This window comes from Mesorhizobium sp. WSM3873, from assembly GCF_001672445.1.
In the GTDB taxonomy this organism is placed as follows: Bacteria; Pseudomonadota; Alphaproteobacteria; order Rhizobiales; family Rhizobiaceae; genus Mesorhizobium.
In genome coordinates this window covers 1-17935 of record NZ_LYTM01000019.1, presented here as the reverse complement: position 1 = coordinate 17935, position 17935 = coordinate 1, and the positions used below count along the sequence as shown (strand labels likewise).

Annotated in this window: 13 protein-coding genes and 1 pseudogene; 6 read left to right on the top strand and 8 right to left on the bottom strand. The window is 64.6% G+C overall.

Annotated features, from left to right (window positions below):
• Window positions 1-7 precede the first annotated feature (7 nt).
• Complete coding sequence (locus A9K71_RS14770) at window positions 8-649, bottom strand: helix-turn-helix transcriptional regulator (protein WP_066996728.1); 642 nt, start codon at window positions 647-649, stop codon at window positions 8-10.
• A gap of 120 nt (window positions 650-769) precedes the next feature.
• Between A9K71_RS14770 and A9K71_RS14765 the strand changes: the two genes are divergently transcribed.
• Window positions 770-1522 (top strand): flavin reductase family protein, encoded by a 753-nt coding sequence (locus tag A9K71_RS14765; RefSeq protein WP_245299630.1) that lies wholly within the window; start codon window positions 770-772, stop codon window positions 1520-1522.
• Window positions 1523-1534: 12 nt separating this feature from the next.
• Here A9K71_RS14765 and A9K71_RS14760 read toward each other — a convergent pair whose 3' ends face one another.
• From A9K71_RS14760 to A9K71_RS14730, 7 genes are all read right to left on the bottom strand, one after another.
• Window positions 1535-2077, bottom strand: coding sequence for a thioesterase family protein (locus A9K71_RS14760; RefSeq protein WP_066996722.1), 543 nt, complete (start codon window positions 2075-2077; stop codon window positions 1535-1537).
• Window positions 2078-2086: 9 nt separating this feature from the next.
• The gene (locus A9K71_RS14755; RefSeq protein ID WP_066996719.1) at window positions 2087-4306 is read right to left on the bottom strand and encodes a 3-hydroxyacyl-CoA dehydrogenase NAD-binding domain-containing protein; all 2220 of its coding nucleotides are present in this window, start codon (window positions 4304-4306) and stop codon (window positions 2087-2089) included.
• 14 nt (window positions 4307-4320) lie between these two features.
• Entirely contained in the window at window positions 4321-5529 is a 1209-nt protein-coding gene (locus A9K71_RS14750; protein ID WP_066996716.1) for an acetyl-CoA C-acetyltransferase, read from the bottom strand.
• A gap of 33 nt (window positions 5530-5562) precedes the next feature.
• Window positions 5563-6732, bottom strand: a complete 1170-nt coding sequence (locus tag A9K71_RS14745) for an acyl-CoA dehydrogenase family protein (RefSeq protein ID WP_082980524.1) — start codon at window positions 6730-6732, stop codon at window positions 5563-5565.
• A complete protein-coding gene (locus A9K71_RS14740) occupies window positions 6729-7172 on the bottom strand; it encodes an endonuclease domain-containing protein (RefSeq protein WP_066996713.1) in 444 nt (147 codons plus the stop codon). Before A9K71_RS14740 ends, A9K71_RS14745 begins: the two co-directional genes overlap by 4 nt.
• 118 nt (window positions 7173-7290) lie before the next feature.
• On the bottom strand, window positions 7291-9087 hold the full coding sequence (locus A9K71_RS14735) for an acyl-CoA dehydrogenase (RefSeq protein WP_066996854.1): 1797 nt from the start codon (window positions 9085-9087) through the stop codon (window positions 7291-7293).
• Window positions 9088-9315: 228 nt separating this feature from the next.
• A complete protein-coding gene (locus A9K71_RS14730; RefSeq protein WP_082980529.1) occupies window positions 9316-9777 on the bottom strand; it encodes a MerR family DNA-binding transcriptional regulator in 462 nt (153 codons plus the stop codon).
• A 461-nt stretch (window positions 9778-10238) separates the two neighbouring features.
• Here A9K71_RS14730 and A9K71_RS14725 point away from each other — a divergent pair, with 461 nt between their 5' ends.
• The 5 genes and pseudogenes from A9K71_RS14725 to A9K71_RS32570 form a co-directional block, all read left to right on the top strand.
• The gene (locus A9K71_RS14725) at window positions 10239-14414 is read left to right on the top strand and encodes a peptidoglycan-binding protein (protein ID WP_066996709.1); all 4176 of its coding nucleotides are present in this window, start codon (window positions 10239-10241) and stop codon (window positions 14412-14414) included.
• Between the two features lie 190 nt (window positions 14415-14604).
• Entirely contained in the window at window positions 14605-15522 is a 918-nt protein-coding gene (locus A9K71_RS14720) for a sulfite exporter TauE/SafE family protein (protein WP_066996707.1), read from the top strand.
• Window positions 15522-16310, top strand: a complete 789-nt coding sequence (locus tag A9K71_RS14715; RefSeq protein WP_066996704.1) for a TIGR02186 family protein — start codon at window positions 15522-15524, stop codon at window positions 16308-16310. The genes A9K71_RS14720 and A9K71_RS14715 overlap by 1 nt, the downstream gene beginning before the upstream one ends.
• A 171-nt stretch (window positions 16311-16481) precedes the next feature.
• Window positions 16482-17738 carry an Hsp70 family protein gene (locus A9K71_RS14710; protein WP_066996702.1) on the top strand — a complete coding sequence of 419 codons (1257 nt, stop codon included), beginning with the start codon at window positions 16482-16484 and terminating at the stop codon, window positions 17736-17738.
• Between the two features lie 94 nt (window positions 17739-17832).
• Window positions 17833-17935, top strand: a pseudogene (locus A9K71_RS32570) (IS5/IS1182 family transposase); the annotation flags it as partial.

The following is a 17935-nucleotide window of genomic DNA, read 5'->3' as shown; positions in this document are numbered from 1 at the left end:
CCCGGACCTACTGGCTTGCCCAGACGATCCGCGCCACCCACTCGACCTCGCTCATCGGGATGTCGCGGTCCGGGTGAGCGGGGTTAAGCGAGACCAGCACGACCGACTTCGCGGTCTGCCGGTCGAGCACCTTGGCCATCACCTCGCCGGCGGTGGTCTTGACGACGACGCGGTCGCCCTTGCGCGTCGGCGCGCCCGGCTCGACGATCAGCACGTCGCCATTGCGGTAGAGCGGCAGCATGGAATCGCCCTGGACCTTCAGCGCATAGGAGGTTTCCGCCGCCCGCGCCGGAAGCTCGACCAGATCCCAGCCCTGCCCCGAGGGATAGCCGGCATCGTCGAAGAAACCGCCGGCACCGGCCTGGGCGAAGCCAAGCAGCGGCACGGCCATACGCGGCGGCGGCACGGCGGAGGGACCGTGACCCTCAACCAGCACGGTGAATTCTTCCAGCGAGGCGCCGGTGGCCTCGATGATCTTGGCCAGCGATTCGGTCGAAGGCCAGCGCGGCCGGCCGTCGGAGGACAGGCGCTTGGATTTGTTGAAGGCGGTCGAATCGAGGCCCGCGCGGCGGGCGAGACCGGAAGCCGAGAGCGAATAGCGCTCGGCAAGAGCATCGATTGCGGCCCAGACGCGATCGTGTGAGAGCAAGTCCGCTCTCCTTCGAAAAACAGGAAAAAATGCCTCACTGCTGTCTAGCGCGCGACCATTCAATTGTCCACCGGCGCGAACAGCGGATTCGAGAGAAAGTCGCCCGCTTCCGCAGGATTGATGGGACTCGATCCTGTGCCGGGCGCCGCACCGACATGTCGCCGCGTGCGCAATGCATCGTTCGACCCCGGCCGAAACGTCTCGGTGCGCAAGCTTGGTAGGGTACGGTTCTCGAATTGCGAAGGACTGCTCATGTTGCCGAACCACCAATGCATCGCCCCATCCGTTCTTTATTTTGGGACGCCTGTCGTCCTGATGGTTACCCGAAACCATGACGGCGCCGCCAACATTACACCCATGTCGTCCGCGTGGGCCTTGGGTTCATGCGTGGTCCTCGGCTTGAGTTCGGCGACCCAGGGCGCCAGCAATCTTCTGCGGGATGGCGAATGCACCCTCAATTTTCCCGCGGCCAGCCTCTGGGCGAATGTCGAACGGATCGCGCGCACCACGGGTGCGAATCCAGTTCCACCCCACAAGGCCGAATTGGGGTTCATTCATGAGGCCGACAAGTTCGCTCTAGGCGGCTTTGCGATCCAGCCCAGCGAATTGATCCGGACGCCGCGCATCGCAGAATGCCCCCTGCAGTTCGAAACACGCCTGTTGACCTGCCATCGCAGCGCGAAGCAGCAAGGCGCATCCTCGACGCACCTCATCATGGAGGTAGACGTGCAGCGGGTTCATGCGCACCGCAGCATCGTCTTGCCGGGAACGAACCACATCGACACTGCGCGATGGAATCCGCTGTTCTATGTGTTCCGGCACTATTTTGGCGACGCGGTCGATCTGGGCAAAACCTTCCGGGCCGAACATTGAACGCTTGCTCGATCAGGCCCGCTTGGCCTGCTCGCGGAGGTTCCGGTGCGAGATCATGAATGCTTGCTCGGGCTCGGTCGGCGGGCGCGGTTGCGCCGAATGGCCGAGCGCCGCGACGACTGCCTCAATCTCGAGAAAGCGGCGGCCGCGCCGGTCATAGACGCCGCCGGTGGTCAGGATCAGCGCCGCTGTCTCGCCATTGTCGAGGACGAAGCGGTGCTTGCCGATCACCGAAGTGCCTTCCCAGGTCTCGATCGACGACACCACTTCGAAGCGGCGCCACAGCCTGATCTCGCGCACATAGGCCGATTGCAGCCCGCCGATCATCGGCGCCCAGCCGTTCCGCCGCGCGAGCGCGACAAGACCGGCGCGAAGAAAAACGTCGATACGGCCAAGATCGGCCAGCATCATGTAACGGGCATTGTTGAGATGGCTGTTGAAATCGATGTCGGTCGGCAGGCAGCGAAAGGCCAGCCGGCTCTGATCGCCGATTTGATAAGGGCCACGGCTACGCGCCGTGGCCATCATGCGCGCGAGGCGCCCCCAGACATACATCGGAGTTCGTCAGGCGGCCTTCTTGACCTCGCCCTTCTGGTAAGGGTCGAAGCGCTGGTAGAAAGTCTCGCCCTTCTCGGCCATGTCGAGCAAAAGCTTGGGCGCCTTGAACTCGGCCCCGTATTTCTTCTGCAGGCCCTTGGCGATCTTGACGAAACGCTTGGCGCCGATGCCGTCGATGTAGGAGAGCGCGCCGCCGGTGAACGGCGCGAAGCCGAAGGCGAGGATCGAGCCGACGTCCGCCTCGCGCGGATCGGTGACGATGCCCTTCTCCATGACGCGCACCGCCTCCAGAGCGATGGTGACCAGCAGGCGCTCTTTGAGCTCCTCGTAGTCGACCTTCTCGGGCTTCAGTTGCGGATAGAGATCCTTGAGACCCGGCCACAGCTTCTTCTTCGCCGGCTTGGCAGGATAGTCGTAGAAGCCCTTGCCGTTCTTGCGGCCGAAGCGGCCATGGGTGTCGACCATAGTGTTGATCAGCGCCATCTGCTTCGGGTCGACGGCTTTCTCGCCTAGATCCTTGATGGTCTGCTTCATGATCTTCTGGGCAAGGTCGATCGCCGTCTCGTCGGTCAGCGCCAGCGGGCCGACCGGCATGCCGGCGGCCTTGGCGGCGTTCTCGATCATCGCCGCAGGAACGCCTTCGATCAGCATCTTGTAGGCTTCCGACATATAGCGCAGCACGCAGCGATTGACGTAGAAGCCGCGCGTGTCGTTGACGACGATCGGCGTCTTCTTGATGGCGCGTACGAAGTCGATCGCGACGGCGAGCGCCTTGTCGCCAGTCTTCTTGCCGAGGATGATCTCGACCAGCATCATCTTGTCGACGGGCGAGAAGAAATGGATGCCGATGAAGTTTTTTGGCCGCGCCGAGTTCTTCGCCAGCGAGGTGATCGGGATGGTCGAAGTGTTCGAGGCAAAGATCGCCGAGGACTTTAGCGCCGCTTCCGCTTTCTCGGTGGCGAGCTTCTTCACGCCTGAATCCTCGAACACCGCCTCGACGACAAGGTCGCAGCCGGCAAGATCGGCATAGTCGGCCGTCGGCGTGATCAGCGACAGCAACCTGTCTTTCTCTTGGGGCTTGGCGCGGCCCTTCTTCACCTGGTCCGAAATCAGGCCGTCGGAATGCGCCTTGCCCTTCTCGGCCGACTCCATGTCGCGGTCGAGCAGCACGACCGGAATGCCGGCCTTGGCCGTGACATAGGCAATGCCGGCGCCCATGAAGCCGGCGCCGAGTATGCCGATCTTCTTGAACTTGGTGTCCGGCACGCCGGCCGGGCGGCGCGCGCCCTTGTTCAGTTCCTGCAGCGACACGAAAAGCGAGCGGATCATCGCCGCCGCTTCCTTGGTCTGCATGATCTCGGTGAAGTAGCGCTGCTCGATCCGGAGCCCGGTGTCGAAGGGCACCAGCAGGCCCTCATAGACGCATTTCAGGATCGCGGCGGCCGCCGGATAATTGCCAAAGGTCTCGCGGCGCAGGATGGCGATGGCCGGCGGCCAAAGATTGGCGCCGGCCGTCGAATAGATCGGACCGCCGGGCAGCTTGAAACCCTTTTCGTCCCACGGCGCCACCGGCTTCAGGCCGTTTTTGATCATCGCCTTGGCGGTCTCGACAAGCTTCTTCGGCTCGGCGATCTCGTGGATCAGGCCCATCGACTTCGCCTTTTGCGGCGTCAGATTCTGGCCGCTGGTCAGCATCTGCAGCGCCTGCTGCTGATCCGTCAGCCGCGGCACGCGCTGGGTGCCGCCGGCGCCCGGGAAGATGCCGATCTTCACCTCGGGGAGTGCCATCTTCACCTTGTCGGAATCGGCCGCGACGCGGCCGTGGCAGGCGAGCGACATCTCGAAGGCGCCGCCCATGCAGGTGCCGTTGATCGCCGACACCCAAGGCTTGCCGCAGGTCTCGATCTTGCGGAACAGGCCGGTCATATAGCCGGCATTGTCGAACAGGGCCTTGGTCGCCTTTTCGAGGTCCTTTTCCTTTTCGACGGCGAAGGTGGCGAGCATCTTCTGCAGCATGGTGATGTCGGCACCGCCGGAGAAGCTGTCCTTGCCGGAGGTGATGACTGCGCCTTTGATGGCGGCGTCGCCCGCCACACGATCGACGATGGCGTTGAGCTCGCGCATCGCCTCTTCGGTGAAGACGTTCATCGAGCGGCCCGGCATGTCCCAGGTGACCAGCGCGATCCCGTCGGCGTCCACGTCGAGGGTGAAATTGGTGTAGCTCATCTTTTCTCTCCCCGTCAGACGCGTTCGATGATGGTGGCGGTGCCCATGCCGGCGCCGATGCAGAGCGTGACCAGCGCGGTGTTCAGGTCGCGGCGCTCCAGCTCGTCCAGCACCGTGCCGAAGATCATCGCGCCGGTGGCGCCGAGCGGATGGCCCATGGCGATCGCGCCGCCATTGACGTTGATCTGGTCATGCGGGATGTCGAACGCCTGCATATAGCGCAGCACAACGGAAGCGAAGGCCTCGTTGAGCTCGAACAGGTCGATGTCCGACAGCTTCATCTTGGCACGCTTCAAGAGCTTTTCGGTGACGTCGACCGGGCCGGTCAGCATCAGCACCGGCTCGGAACCGATATTGGCGAACGAGCGGATGCGCGCGCGGGGCTTCAGGCCCATGGCCTTGCCGGCCTTCCTGGAGCCGAGCAGTACAGCAGCGGCGCCGTCGACGATGCCGGACGAGTTGCCGGCATGGTGGACGTGGTTCACTTCCTCGACCTCCGGATGCTTCTGCACGGCCACCGCATCGAAGCCGCCCATTTCGCCCGGCATGACGAAGGACGGATTGAGCGAGGCCAGCGACTGCATGTCGGTCGACGGCCGCATGTGCTCGTCACGGTCGAGGATGGAGAGGCCGTTCTGGTCCTTGATCGGGACCACCGAATTCTTGAAGCGGCCGTCGTCCCACGCCTTGGCGGCGCGCTTCTGGCTCTCGACGGCGTAAGCGTCGACGTCGTCGCGGCTGAACCCGTATTTCGTCGCGATCAGGTCGGCCGAGATGCCCTGCGGCACGAACCAGCCGGGAAGCCCGACGGAGGGGTCCATGAACCAGGCGCCGCCGGACATGCCCATGCCGACACGCGACATGGATTCTACGCCCCCGGCGATGACGATCTCGTCCGCGCCTTGCGCGATCTTGGCGGCGCCGAAATTGATGGCATCGAGTCCGGAAGCGCAGAAGCGCGATATCTGCATGCCGGGCGCCTTGGTGTCGTAGCCGGCCTCGAAGGCGGCGGCGCGCGGAATGACCGAGCCCGCTTCGCCGACCGGATCGACGCAGCCGAAGATGATGTCGTCGACAGTGCCGGTGTCGAGCGCGTTGCGGTCACGCAGCGCCTCAAGCGTCTTTGCCGCGAGCCGCACCGCCGGCACCTCGTGCAGCGAGCCATCCTTCTTGCCTCTGCCGCGCGGCGTGCGCACGGCGTCATAGACGTAAGCTTCGGCCATTTTCGTGCTCCTTGGGTTTGCCGGTCGCTGCGCTCACAGAGAGCGCCCGATCAGCAATTTCATGATCTCGTTGGTGCCGCCGTAGATGCGCTGGACGCGGGCGTCGCGGAACATGCGGGCGATCGGATATTCGTTCATGTAGCCATAGCCGCCATGCAGTTGAAGGCATTCGTCGACGACTTTGCCCTGCAGGTCGGACAGCCAGTATTTGGCCATAGAGGCGGTGACCGGGTCGAGGCCGCCGTCGATGTGGCGGGCGACGCAGTCGTTGTAGAAGACGCGGCCGATCGTGGCCTCGGTCTTCAGCTCGGCCAGCTTGAACTGGGTGTTCTGGAAATCGATGATCGCCTTGCCGAAGGCCTTGCGCTCCTTGACGTAGTCGATGGTCAGCGCCAGCGCCCGCTCGATCATGGCGATCGCGCCGGTGCCGATCTGCAGCCGCTCCTGCGGCAATTGCTGCATCAGTTGGACGAAGCCCTTGCCTTCCTCATGGCCGAGCAGGTTGGAGGTCGGCACGCGCACGTCGTTGAAGAACAGCTCGGAGGTGTCGTTGGCCTTGAGCCCTATTTTGTCGAGGTTGCGACCGCGTTCGAAGCCCTCGACCTCGTCGGTCTCGACGACGATCAGCGAGGTACCCTTGGCGCCCTTGTCCGGATCGGTCTTGGTGACGACGATGATCAGGTTGGCAAGCTGGCCGTTGGTGATGAAGGTCTTGGAGCCGTTGATCTTGTAGTGATTGCCGTCCTTCTCGGCACGGGTCTTGATGCCCTGAAGGTCGGAGCCGGCGCCGGGCTCGGTCATGGCGATGGCGCCGATCAGCTCGCCGGTCGCCAGTTTCGGCAGCCATTTTTCTTTCTGCTCCTCGGAGCCGTAATGCAGGATGTATGGCGCGACGATCGAGTTGTGCAGGCCGATGCCGAAGCCGTCGACCCCGACGTGGCCGATAGCCTCGATGATGGCACTCTCATGCGCGAAGGTGCCGCCGGAGCCGCCATATTTCTCCGGCATAGAGGCGCAGAGCAGGCCGGCGGCGCCCGCCTTCAGCCAGCTCTCGCGGTCGAAAATCTCGTTCTTCTCGAACTCTTCGTAGCGCGGCGCGATCTCCTCCGACATGAAGCGGCTCGCCATATCGTAGAGCATGCCGACTTCGTCCGCCGCCCAGGCGGGCTTCGGCAGGCCAAGAACTTCGGCTGGATTTGTCATGCTGTTTCCTCCACTGCGCCGGCGTCCCCCTCCCCCTTGAGGGGAGGGTGGCCGCGAAGCGGCCGGGAGGGGTCGCCGATGAGGTGCTCGGCCTTGTCCTTAACAAACTGCGCCACATGCCATGCACTGTTAATGACATCAGGCTCATCAATCCTGACAACGACGTACCCGAGTGACCGCAAATAGGCGTCGCGGTTCACATCATGACGTCTGCCAGCTTCGGTTTCGTGCAGGTCGCCGTCGACCTCGACGATCAGTTTGACCTTCGGGCAGACGAAATCGACAATGTACGGGCCGATCAGCGATTGCCGCCTGAACTTCAGGCCATCAGCCATCAGCTCGCGCAATTCGTACCACAGCAGGGACTCGGCCTTCGTCGTGTGCAGACGAAGCGAGCGCGCTTTCTGTCGCATCTCGAAACTGACCCGCGTGCGGGGCATTGTGTTAGTCCTTCTCCCAGGGTGCGTCGCCAGAATTGGCGTCGAGTTCGTCGCAGGCGACCCCTCCCGGCCCTTCGGGCCACCCTCCCCTCAAGGGGGAGGGGGACGCCGAGCATTTCTAGAACGCTTCCGCCGGCAGCGCCATTAGCGTATCCGCGCCACTGGAAATGCGGGCGAGGCGCATCGCGGTCTCCGGCATGATCCGCTCCATGAAGAAGCGCGCCGTCACCAGCTTGTTGTCGTAGAACGACGAGGCCCCATTGGCACCTTCGGCGAGCTTCGTTTGGGCGGCCTTGGCCATCTGGCCCCACATGTAGCCCAACGCGACAAGCCCGAAGAGATGCATGTAGTCGGTCGAGGCGGCGCCCGCATTGTCGGGCTTGGCCATGGCATTCTGCACCAGCCACATGGTCGCCGCCTGAAGGTCGTTGAGGCCCTTCTTCAGCGCCTTGGTGAAGGGCGCCATTTTGTCGTCGGCGCGGTTTTCCTCGCAGAATTCGCCGACCTCCTTGAAGAAGGCCTGCACGGCGCGGCCGCCATTCTGCGCCAGCTTGCGGCCGACCAGATCAAGCGCCTGAATGCCATTGGCGCCTTCATAGATCATGGCGATGCGGGCATCGCGGACGAACTGGCTCATGCCGTGTTCTTCGATGTAGCCGTGGCCGCCGAACACCTGCTGCGCCATCACGGCGTGATCGAAGCCCTTGTCAGTCAGCACGCCCTTGACCACCGGCGTCAGCAGACCGGTGTAGTCGTCGGCCGACTGGCGGTCCCTGTCGTCACCGGAGCGGTGCGCGACGTCCGACTTGATCGCCGTCCACAGCGCCAGCGCTCGGCCGCCCTCGTTGAACGCCTTCATGGTCATCAGCGAGCGGCGGATATCGGGATGGACGATGATCGGGTCGGCCTTCTTGTCCGCCGCCTTGATGCCCGACAGCGACCGCCCCTGGAGGCGGTCCTTGGCGTAAGCCACCGCGTTCTGATAGGCGATCTCCGAGACCGAGAGCCCTTGCAGGCCAACGCCCAGGCGGGCCTCGTTCATCATCGTGAACATGGCTTTCAGGCCGCCGTTCAACTCGCCGAGCAAAGTGCCTTCGGCCTCGTCATAGTTCATGACGCAGGTCGAGTTGCCGTGGATGCCCATCTTCTCCTCGATCGAGCCGCAGGAGAGCGCGTTGCGCGCGCTGACATTGCCCGAGCCGTCGAGCCTGAACTTCGGCACGATGAACAGCGAGATGCCTTTGACGCCTTCCGGCGCCCCCTCGACGCGGGCCAGCACCAGATGGACGATGTTGTCGGCCATGTCGTGCTCGCCGGCGGAGATGAATATCTTCTGGCCGGAAATCCTGTAGGTGCCGTCGCCATTGGGCACCGCCTTGGTGCGCAGCAGGCCGAGATCGGTGCCGCAGTGCGGCTCGGTCAGATTCATGGTGCCGGTCCAGGCGCCCTCGATCAGCCTGGGCAACCAGGTGGCCTTCTGCTCGTCCGTGCCATGGGTGACAATGGCCGCGATCGCGCCCTGCGTGAGGCCGGGATACATCATCAGCGCCATATTGGCGGACACCATGTATTCGGAGACCGCGGTGTGGACCGTATAGGGCAGACCCTGGCCGCCGAACTCGGCGGGTGCCGCTAGGCCCATCCAGCCGCCCTCGCGATACTGGTTGAAAGCGTCCTTGAAGCCCTTGGGCGTGGTCACCGTACCGTCGTCATGGCGCACGCATCCTTCCATGTCGCCGACCCGGTTCAGCGGATGCATGACGTTTTCGGCGAGCTTGGCGCCTTCGGCAAGGATCGCCTCGACGACGTCCGGCGTGGCGTCCGAGAAGCCCGGAAGATTAGAATAGCGCTGGTAGCCGAGCACGTCGTTGAGCACGAACAGCGTGTCCTGGACGGGCGCCCTGTAGATCGTCATGCCTTCCTCCACCCTTGCGGTCCGGCCGGCCAGCAAGCTCCCGATCCGGATGGGGATGGGAGGCCGAGCCAATGTCGATGCCCCCGATAGCAAATATTGACGTTTGCGTAAACGTCAACTTCGTCGCAGCCCGAAATTTTTGATGAGCGCTGGCTCAGGGCAACAAAAAAGCCGCGCGGCTGCAGCCACGCGGCTTTCTCTATCCTGGGCTATGCCGTTCGCGTGAGATCAGCCGGCGGCGCTTGCCTGCGGCGCAGCCCGCTCGGCCAGCATCTGGCGAACGATCGCCATCGAATTGCTCAAGTCGCTGATAGCCTCATCGATCAGCGCGCGCTGCTTCTGCAACCGGGCAAGCTGCTTCTCGGACTTGTCGAGCGCCAGCCGCAACTGCTTGGTGTTGGATCCGGTCGGATCGTAAAGATCCATCATCTGCTTGACGTCCCGCAGCGAGAACCCGACCTTGCGGCCGAGCAGGATCAGCTTCAGCCGGGCCTTGTCGCGGCGCGTGTAGAGACGGGTCGAGCCGTCGCGCTTCGGATTGAGCAGGCCCTTGTCCTCGTAGAATCGCAGCGTGCGCAAGGTCACGCCGTACTTCTTGGCCATCTCGCCGATGCGGACGAATTCTTCGTCGGTCTCGACCGATATGTGATTGCTATTGGCCGCGGCTTCGCCGGGCGAAACAAGTTTCATGGTCACTGGCTTTCCCCTGATGGCGTCGCGGTCACGGACCAAACGTCGCCTGAGTGGAAGCGGGGGCGTGCTTCCAATCGTGGTTTCGACACTTCAATCGCAAGAGGCACGGCTTCGCACCTTTTACGTTTACGTCAATTCTATACCGACAGCCGGCACCTGACGCAAGGGCGTTGTCGGAAACACAGCTTTATGCCGCACTCGGAAGCCATCGGGCCGGCGGGTCAGGATTATGCGCCATTTCTTAAGGTTGGTTAACGCCTTGTTTACCACGTTGGGCGAAATGTGCGCATGTCGGTCACCCGTGTTTATCCTGTAGCGAATTTTTCACGGTTTTCGAAGCGTGGGTGAGAAACCCGGGAAGCCCGTCTTCCTCCGCAGCAAAACCGCGCGGACGCCTTCGTTCCCGGCAGACTCTGGGAAACCGGTCTCAGCCGGTCATTCTGAACACGGGCGCATCGATGAACAGCAAGCGGTCCTATCTCGATACACTCAACGCCGGTAGGCAGCGCCGGTCGCAGACCTCGCTGGAGGATCTGAGCCGCTCGCTCGAAACGCTGGAGCAGCGGCTGGAGCGGACGCGCAGCGACACGCCCGAGCGCCCCGATCCGCGGCGGCCGGCCCCCGAGCCGCGCTATGCGGCCGCGCAACCTTATGGTTCGCCCCGCTGGTACGAGGAACCCTACACGACGCAGAGGGACCAAAATCGGGGACCGCAAAACCGCGGGCCGCAGAACCCGGCGGCCGCAGCTTCCGACTTCGGCCCCAATTATCAGGCCATTGCCCGCGACATCGACCGGGTGCGCGGACAGGAAGACGGCGTCGCGATGGTTGGCAAGATCGCGGTCGAATTGCGCGGACTGCGCGAGGAGTTGCGCCATCAGATGACCGCCGGCCTGCAGCGCGAATTCGACGCGCTGCGTCAGGATATCGATCGCGCCATGCAGGCGGCGAGCCAGCATGGTGCCCCCGCCGACAAGAACAGCGCCGAGCTCAGCCTCGAGTTCGAACGGCTTTCCGGCGCCATCCACACGCTTGCCGAAAAAAGCGACGATCGCAGCGTCAACCTGCTGCGGCTGGAGTTGGAGCAGGTCAAGGCGGCGCTCGACACGCTGGCGCGCGAGGAAAGCGTGCGGGCCGTCGACCAAAGCGTGCAGGCCGTCGACCGCCGCTGGGACGATTTCGATCGCCGCTGGAGCGCCTTCGAGGATCGCGTCGACGCCGACCAGCGCCAGCGCGCCGAGGGTCCCAATCTTTCGGCGCTGACCGACCGCCTCGAACAGATCAGCAGCGCGGTCAACAACCTGCCGCAATCGCTGTCGCTCGCCTCGCTGGAGGAAAAGGTGCGCACCCTCGCCGGCGCGGTCGACCGTTTCGCCAGCCAGCAGACGATGCGCGGCGGCGAGACGCTTGCCATGATCGACGAGCGGCTGGACGAGATCTCGCGCGCCATCGTCGCCTCGACCGTGGCCGCGCAGGCCAATGCCTTCGATCCGGAAACCTTCGGGCGAATCGAGAAACGGATCGCCTCGCTGGCGGAGCAGATCGAGGAGGTCGCGCAGTCACGTCCCGGCGCCGAGGTCATCGACCGCCTCAACCTTCTGTCCAGCCGTGTGGACGAGCTCGCCGGGCGCGCCAACCTGCCGGAGCAGGCGATGGAGCGTCTCGGCAAGCAAATTGCTTTGATCACCGACAAGATAGACCGCGCGCCGGCGATGCCCGACGCCGACCACATCTTCCAGGGCCTGGAGCAGCGCTTCGACGCGCTGTCCACGCTGCTCGAGCGCCGCCAGGGCGATGCCATCGAGCAGAGCAACCTGCTGTTCCGCGACCTCGAGCGGCGGCTGGACGAAGTCGCCGACAGGCTCGACCAGCGCATGCGACAGGACGACGCCACCGGTATCATGGAGGCGATCGACGCCCGCTTCACCGCGCTTGCCAAGCGCATCGAGACGCGCGCGCCCGATCCCGCCAACGAGATGGCGATCCGTGGCCTGGAAAGCCGGCTCGAGGACATTTCCAGCCGGCTGGAATCCTCCGCCGCGCAGGTCGCCGGCATTGATCCGGCACTGATCCGCAGCCTTGAGTCGCAGGTGACCGCCCTTTCGGCGCATCTTTCGAAGCCGAGCGCACCGCTGCCCGACTTCGAGGACATCAGCCCGCGCCTCGACGAGATCGAGAAGTCGCTGGCCGGCACGCGCGATTCCATCCTCACCGTCGCGCGCGAGGCTGCGGAGAACGCTGTGCGGTCGCTGGGCGAATCGAGTTCCGGCACGGCTGCTTCCAACGCAGCCGCCGTCAGCGGGCTCGCGCAGGACCTGAAGACGCTCGAAGCGCTCACCCGCCGTTCCGACGAGCGCAATTCGCGCACGTTCGAGGCGATCCACGACACGCTGCTCAAGATCGTCGACCGGCTCGGCTCGCTGGAGGCCGAAGGTCCCAGTGAAGCGGTCAGCGAACTGATCGACCCGCAGCCGGGCGGCAAGCGGGCCGCCCGCACCGGCAAGATCGCCGTCCAGGACGCGCCGTCGATGGATATCGACCAGCCGCTGCCACTGACCGGAGACATCGCCGATCTCGATGCGCGCGCCGCCTCCATCCTGCGCCACGATCCGGTTTCGCGAAACGAGCCGGCTGCACCGGGCGAACCTGTTACGCGTGGCGAACCTGTTACGCGTGGCGAATCTGTTACGCGTGGCGAACCTGTAATGCGCGGCGAAGCTGCCGCTCGCACGCCCGCCGAGGCCGCGGCCGCCGCCGCAATGGCTGCGCTCGGATCGGACGAAATCGGCGAGAGGGCCGAGACGACCGGCCGCAAGAAGTCGATGTTCAGCGGACTGGCGCGCGCCTTCAGGGGCAAGAAGAACGAGGACACGCCGCCGCTTGCCGGCTCGGCACCGGCCGGCGACGTTCCGACCGTCGACATCGACGAACCGCTCGATCCCAGAGCCGCCAACCGGCCGCTCGAACCTGGATCCGGCGCGCCGGACCTCAACGCCATCATGAAGCGCGTGCGCGACGAGCGCGGCGGTCAGCCGGCCAAGCGCAGCGAGACAGATGCCGCCAAATCCGATTTCATCGCGGCCGCCCGCCGCGCGGCGCAGGCCGCCGCCGCGGAAGCCGACGCGCTGAAGCGGCAGTCGACGATGACCGGCCCGGTGAAGGCGCTCAGAATCGGCGATCTGCTCAAGGCGCGGCGCAAGCCGATCCTGATGGCGGCGGCCGCGATCATGATGGCACTGGCCGGCCTGCAGCTCGGCAAGGCGTTCTTCTCCGACCCCGCGCCGGTCGCCAGCAACGACGTCGCGCCGATGGTCTCCACCCAATCGGTCGAAACCGCCTCGCTCGATGTCAGCACGCCCAAGCCCGACACGGGCACTGCGAAGCCCGAGAGCGCGCCGGCGCGTGCCGTCAGGCAGGCCGAGCCGTCGAAGGACGATCCAACGCCACAGGCCGCCTTTCAGCCATCCGCACTCGAAATACCCGCGGCCGCGGCGCCAGCCGAACCGGCGCCTGCTCCGGCGACTCCGTCCGCGCCAGCCCGGCCCGCGCCGATGGCTTCGGCGACACCGTCGGAGCCAGTCTCTCCGGCTGCGAACGGGCCTGCCATGGACACGGACGGCGACGCGCAGCCCACCATCGGCCCGCCGCCGGCGAGCACAGCAATGCCCGGTGCCGCCGCAGCCGGCGCTTCCTCGGCCGGCACGCCGGCAAGCACGTCCGCCGACACCACGGGCACCGTCCCGCCGGACGGCGGCCAGACGGCAAGTTCGGCCGCCAAGGTCGATGTCCCGGCCGATATCGGCCCGGTGGCGCTGCACGACGCGGCCGCAGGCGGCGACGCCAAGGCGCTGTTCGAGATCGGCTCGCGCTACGCGGAATCGCGCGGCGTCAAGGAAGACATGGCGGCGGCCGCCAAATGGTATGAGAAATCCGCCGAACTGGGCTTCGCACCGGCCGAATACCGCATCGGCAATTTTTACGAGAAGGGCATCGGCGTCGCGCGCGACATCAAGAAGGCCAAGACCTATTACCAACTCGCGGCGGAACAGGGCAACGCCAGCGCCATGCACAATCTGGCGGTTCTGTTCGCCATGGCGGCGGACGGCGTGACCGACAATGAGTCGGCGGCGCACTGGTTCCAGGAGGCGGCCGACCTCGGCGTCAAGGACAGCCAGTTCAATCTCGGCATCCTTTCGGCCAAGGGCGTCGGCATGAAGCAGAACCTGGAGGAATCCTACAAATGGTTCGCTCTCGTCGCCAAGACCGGCGACAAGGACGCTGCGGCCAAACGCGACGAGATCGCCAATGCGCTGAGGCCCGAGCAGCTCGAGCGGGCGCGCGCCGCCACGGACCTGTGGAAGGCAAAGCCGCTCAACGCGGCCAGCAACTCGGCCGACATTCCCGAATCCTGGCAGGACAGCACGCCGCAGACGACCGCCGGCATCGACATGAAGAAGGCGGTGAAGAACATCCAGCTGATCCTCAATAAGAATGGCTATGATGCCGGCGGCGCCGACGGCGTGATGGGCGACAAGACCAAGAACGCGATCATGGCCTTTCAGACCGACAACAAGATGAAGCCCACCGGCGAGATCGATGCGCCGCTCGTCAAGGCGCTGCTTGCGCACAAATAACGGCAGGCGCGTCGCTTCCGCGACGGCTTGCCACAGATTTGCCTGTTAACTGATTGAGACGGTTTTCGTTTCGGCGCGGCGCCGGGGTTTGACCCCGGCGCCGCGCCGCGCAAGAAAAAATTGGCTTTTTGGTGCGAAACTGCCGGGGACGGCGGCATTCGCCGACAGGCAAACTGATCGAGACAGACGGGTGGGCATCTATCTCCCGATCGCGGAAATTTCCGTCAACGTGTTCGTGCTGCTCGCGATGGGCGCGGCGGTGGGCTTCCTGTCGGGCATGTTCGGGGTCGGCGGCGGCTTCCTGATCACGCCGCTCCTGATCTTCTACAACATCCCGCCGGCGATCGCGGTGGCCACGGGGGCCAACCAGGTCATAGCCTCCTCCTTCTCCGGCGCGCTGTCGCACTTCAAGCGCGGCACGCTCGACTTCAAGCTCGGCGGAGTGCTTCTCGCCGGCGGCATCGTCGGCTCGACCGCCGGCATCTATGTCTTTGCGCTGCTGCGCCGGCTCGGCCAGTTGGACCTCTTCATTTCACTGCTCTATGTGGCGCTGCTCGGCACCGTCGGCGGGCTGATGCTGGTCGAGAGCGTCAACGCGCTGCGCGCCTCGCGCAGCGGCGCGGCGCCGGTGCTGAAGAAATCCGGCCAGCACAACTGGATTCACCGGCTGCCGTTCAAGATGCGCTTCCGCGCCTCGAAGCTGTTCGTCAGCATCATCCCGGTGCTCGGCCTCGGCGCGGCAATCGGCTTTCTGTCGTCGATCATGGGCGTCGGCGGCGGCTTCATCATGGTGCCGGCGCTGATCTACCTGCTCAAGGTGCCGACCAACGTCGTTATCGGCACCTCGCTGTTCCAGATCATCTTCACCTCGGCCTACACCACGCTGGTGCATGCCACGACCAACCAGACGGTCGACGTGATCCTGGCCTTCCTGCTGATGGCGGGCGGCGTTGCCGGCGCGCAATATGGCGCCAAGGCGGGCCAGCGGCTGCGCGGCGAGCAGTTGCGGGCGCTTCTGGCGCTGTTGGTTCTGGCCGTCGCCATCCGCCTGGCCATCGACCTTTTCGTGACGCCTCCCAATCGCTATTCGCTCGCGGGCCTGACCTGATGGGGCCGTTGAGAGCGTTCGCAGCCGCCATCCTGTCGCTCGCTGCCGCAGCACTGCCAGCGGCGGCACAGACGCCGGCGACGGAAAGCATCCAGATCGGCCTGTCGACCGACGCCATTTCGATCACTGCCGGGTTTTCCGGCGCTGACCTCACCATTTTCGGCTCGCTGGAAAATCCCGATCCGCTGATCGCGCGCCAGGGACGCTACGATGTCATCGTCGTGCTGGAGGGTCCCGCCCGCCCCGTCGTCGTGCGCCGCAAGGACAGGGTGCTCGGCGTCTGGATCAATCTGGAATCGGAGACTTTCGAGAACGTGCCGGTATCCTACTCGGTGGCGACGACCCGCCCGCTGCAGGACATCACCGAGCCGAACAGCTACAAGCAGCTGTCGCTCGGCGCTTCGAACCTCTACATGCAACCGGCCGAGCCCAGCGACAGCCCGATCACGATCGAGGAATTCACCTCGGCACTTCGCGAGCGCAAGACGGCGACCGGCCTTTACAGCGAGAATGTCGGGGGTGTCCAGTTCCTGTCGCAGAACCTGTTCCGCGCCACCGTCCGGCTCGCGCCCAACATCCCGGTCGGCACCCATAAGGCACGCGCCTTCCTGTTCAAGGGCGGCATGTTCGTGAAGGAGAGCTCGGCCCAGCTCGAAATCCGCAAGTCCGGTTTCGAACAGTCGATCTTCCGCGTCGCGCACGACTATTCCTTCCTCTACGGCGTGTTCGCCGTGTCGCTTGCCATGCTCACCGGCTGGCTCGGACGCATCGTTTTCCGCAAGGATTGACGTTTTTCGCGGAATGAGGGTTCCCCTTTTCCCGGATTTGGGATAAGTCGCCGCCTCCCAACTCGGGGACAAGCACACATTCAATTCGGCAGAGCGGTCCGGCGACCGGGTGACGGCGCGTTTTTCGACGCCGGCGATGCGCTGCGACGAAACCAATGACAGGAGGCTGCTATGCATCCAGCATTCGGCGGCATCGATTTCGGCACGTCCAATTCCACAGTGGGCGTGATCCGCCACGGCCGGGCGCAACTGGTAGCACTGGAGGGCGAACAGCCCACCTTGCCGAGCGCCGTCTTCTTCAACTTCGAGGACGGCCACACCTATTTCGGCCGCCGCGCGATCGCCGACTACACCGACAGCGTCGAGGGCCGGCTGATGCGCTCGCTGAAAAGCGTTCTCGGCAGCTCGCTCGCCAACGAGAAGACGCGCATCAAGGCGCGCCTGATCGGCTTCACCGACATCATCGGCTTATTCATCAGCCATTTGAAGAAGCGGCTGGAAGAGGATGCCGGCGGCCCGGTCGAACGCGTCGTGCTCGGCCGCCCCGTGCAGTTCGTCGATGACGATGCCGACGCCGACGCCAAGGCGCAAAGCGAGCTTGAAAAGGCAGCGCGCGCGCAGGGCTTCAAGCACATCGCCTTCCAGTTCGAGCCGATCGCGGCCGCACTCGACTACGAACAGAATGTCGCCCGCGAAGAGCTGGCGCTGATCGTCGACATGGGCGGCGGCACCTCCGATTTCTCGATCGTGCGCGTCTCGCCGGAGCGCGCCCGCTCGGACGACCGCAAGGGCGACATATTGGCCAATCGCGGCATCCATATCGGCGGCACGGATTTCGACCGGCTGCTCAGCATCGCCCATATCATGCCCGAGCTCGGCTATCTGACCCCGACCAAGGACGGCAAGCGCAATCTGCCGGCAAGTTATTTCATCGACCTCGCCACCTGGCAGCGCATCAATCTCATTTACACCGCGAAGGCGATGTCGGATTTGAAGCAGATCCGCTTCGAAGCCGAGCGCGCCGATCTCGTCGACCGCTTCATCCACATTGTCGAGCATCGTTACGGGCATGCGATGGCCGGCCTGGTCGAACGGGTCAAGATCACGCTGACAGAATATTCCTGGGCCGAGGTGAAGGTGTCGCTGCCCGGCGTACGCTTCGCGGCCGGGATCACGCGCGCCGGCCTGGAAGAGACGATCGGCGGCGACATCGAACGGGTGGCCGCGACGGTCAGGCAAACGATCGCCGACGCAGGCGTTCCCGCTTCGGCCATCACCGCCGTGTTCCTCACCGGCGGTTCGACGGCGATCCCGCTGGCAAAGCGGCGGATCCTTTCGCTGGTGCCGCAGGCCTCGGTCATCGAAGGCGATATGTTCGGCTCGGTCGGGCTTGGGCTCGCGCTTGATGCGCGACGCAAATTTGCCTGACGCTTCCTTGCTCTAGGACCAATCGACATTCAGGATTCAAAATCGCGTTGATGCATGATTCATAGGCTTCCAGATTCGATCTGGAGAGCGGTGGATGGCACGTCGATATGAACTGAGCAGCGCGCAATGGCAGCGTATCGAAGGACTGTTGCCGGGAAAGGCAGGTGATCCTGGCCGCAGCGGCGAAGACAATCGCC

Excerpts from the sequence above, each read along its gene's own strand:
- A9K71_RS14765 (WP_245299630.1), top strand. The coding sequence starts at position 770 with ATGGGACTCGATCCTGTGCCGGGCGCCGCACCGACATGTCGCCGCGTG.
- A9K71_RS14760 (WP_066996722.1), bottom strand. The coding sequence starts at position 2,077 with ATGTATGTCTGGGGGCGCCTCGCGCGCATGATGGCCACGGCGCGTAGC.
- A9K71_RS14755 (WP_066996719.1), bottom strand. The coding sequence starts at position 4,306 with ATGAGCTACACCAATTTCACCCTCGACGTGGACGCCGACGGGATCGCG.
- A9K71_RS14750 (WP_066996716.1), bottom strand. The coding sequence starts at position 5,529 with ATGGCCGAAGCTTACGTCTATGACGCCGTGCGCACGCCGCGCGGCAGA.
- A9K71_RS14745 (WP_082980524.1), bottom strand. The coding sequence starts at position 6,732 with ATGACAAATCCAGCCGAAGTTCTTGGCCTGCCGAAGCCCGCCTGGGCG.
- A9K71_RS14740 (WP_066996713.1), bottom strand. The coding sequence starts at position 7,172 with ATGCCCCGCACGCGGGTCAGTTTCGAGATGCGACAGAAAGCGCGCTCG.
- A9K71_RS14735 (WP_066996854.1), bottom strand. The coding sequence starts at position 9,087 with ATGACGATCTACAGGGCGCCCGTCCAGGACACGCTGTTCGTGCTCAAC.
- A9K71_RS14730 (WP_082980529.1), bottom strand. The coding sequence starts at position 9,777 with ATGAAACTTGTTTCGCCCGGCGAAGCCGCGGCCAATAGCAATCACATA.
- A9K71_RS14725 (WP_066996709.1), top strand. The coding sequence starts at position 10,239 with ATGAACAGCAAGCGGTCCTATCTCGATACACTCAACGCCGGTAGGCAG.
- A9K71_RS14715 (WP_066996704.1), top strand. The coding sequence starts at position 15,522 with ATGGGGCCGTTGAGAGCGTTCGCAGCCGCCATCCTGTCGCTCGCTGCC.
- A9K71_RS14710 (WP_066996702.1), top strand. The coding sequence starts at position 16,482 with ATGCATCCAGCATTCGGCGGCATCGATTTCGGCACGTCCAATTCCACA.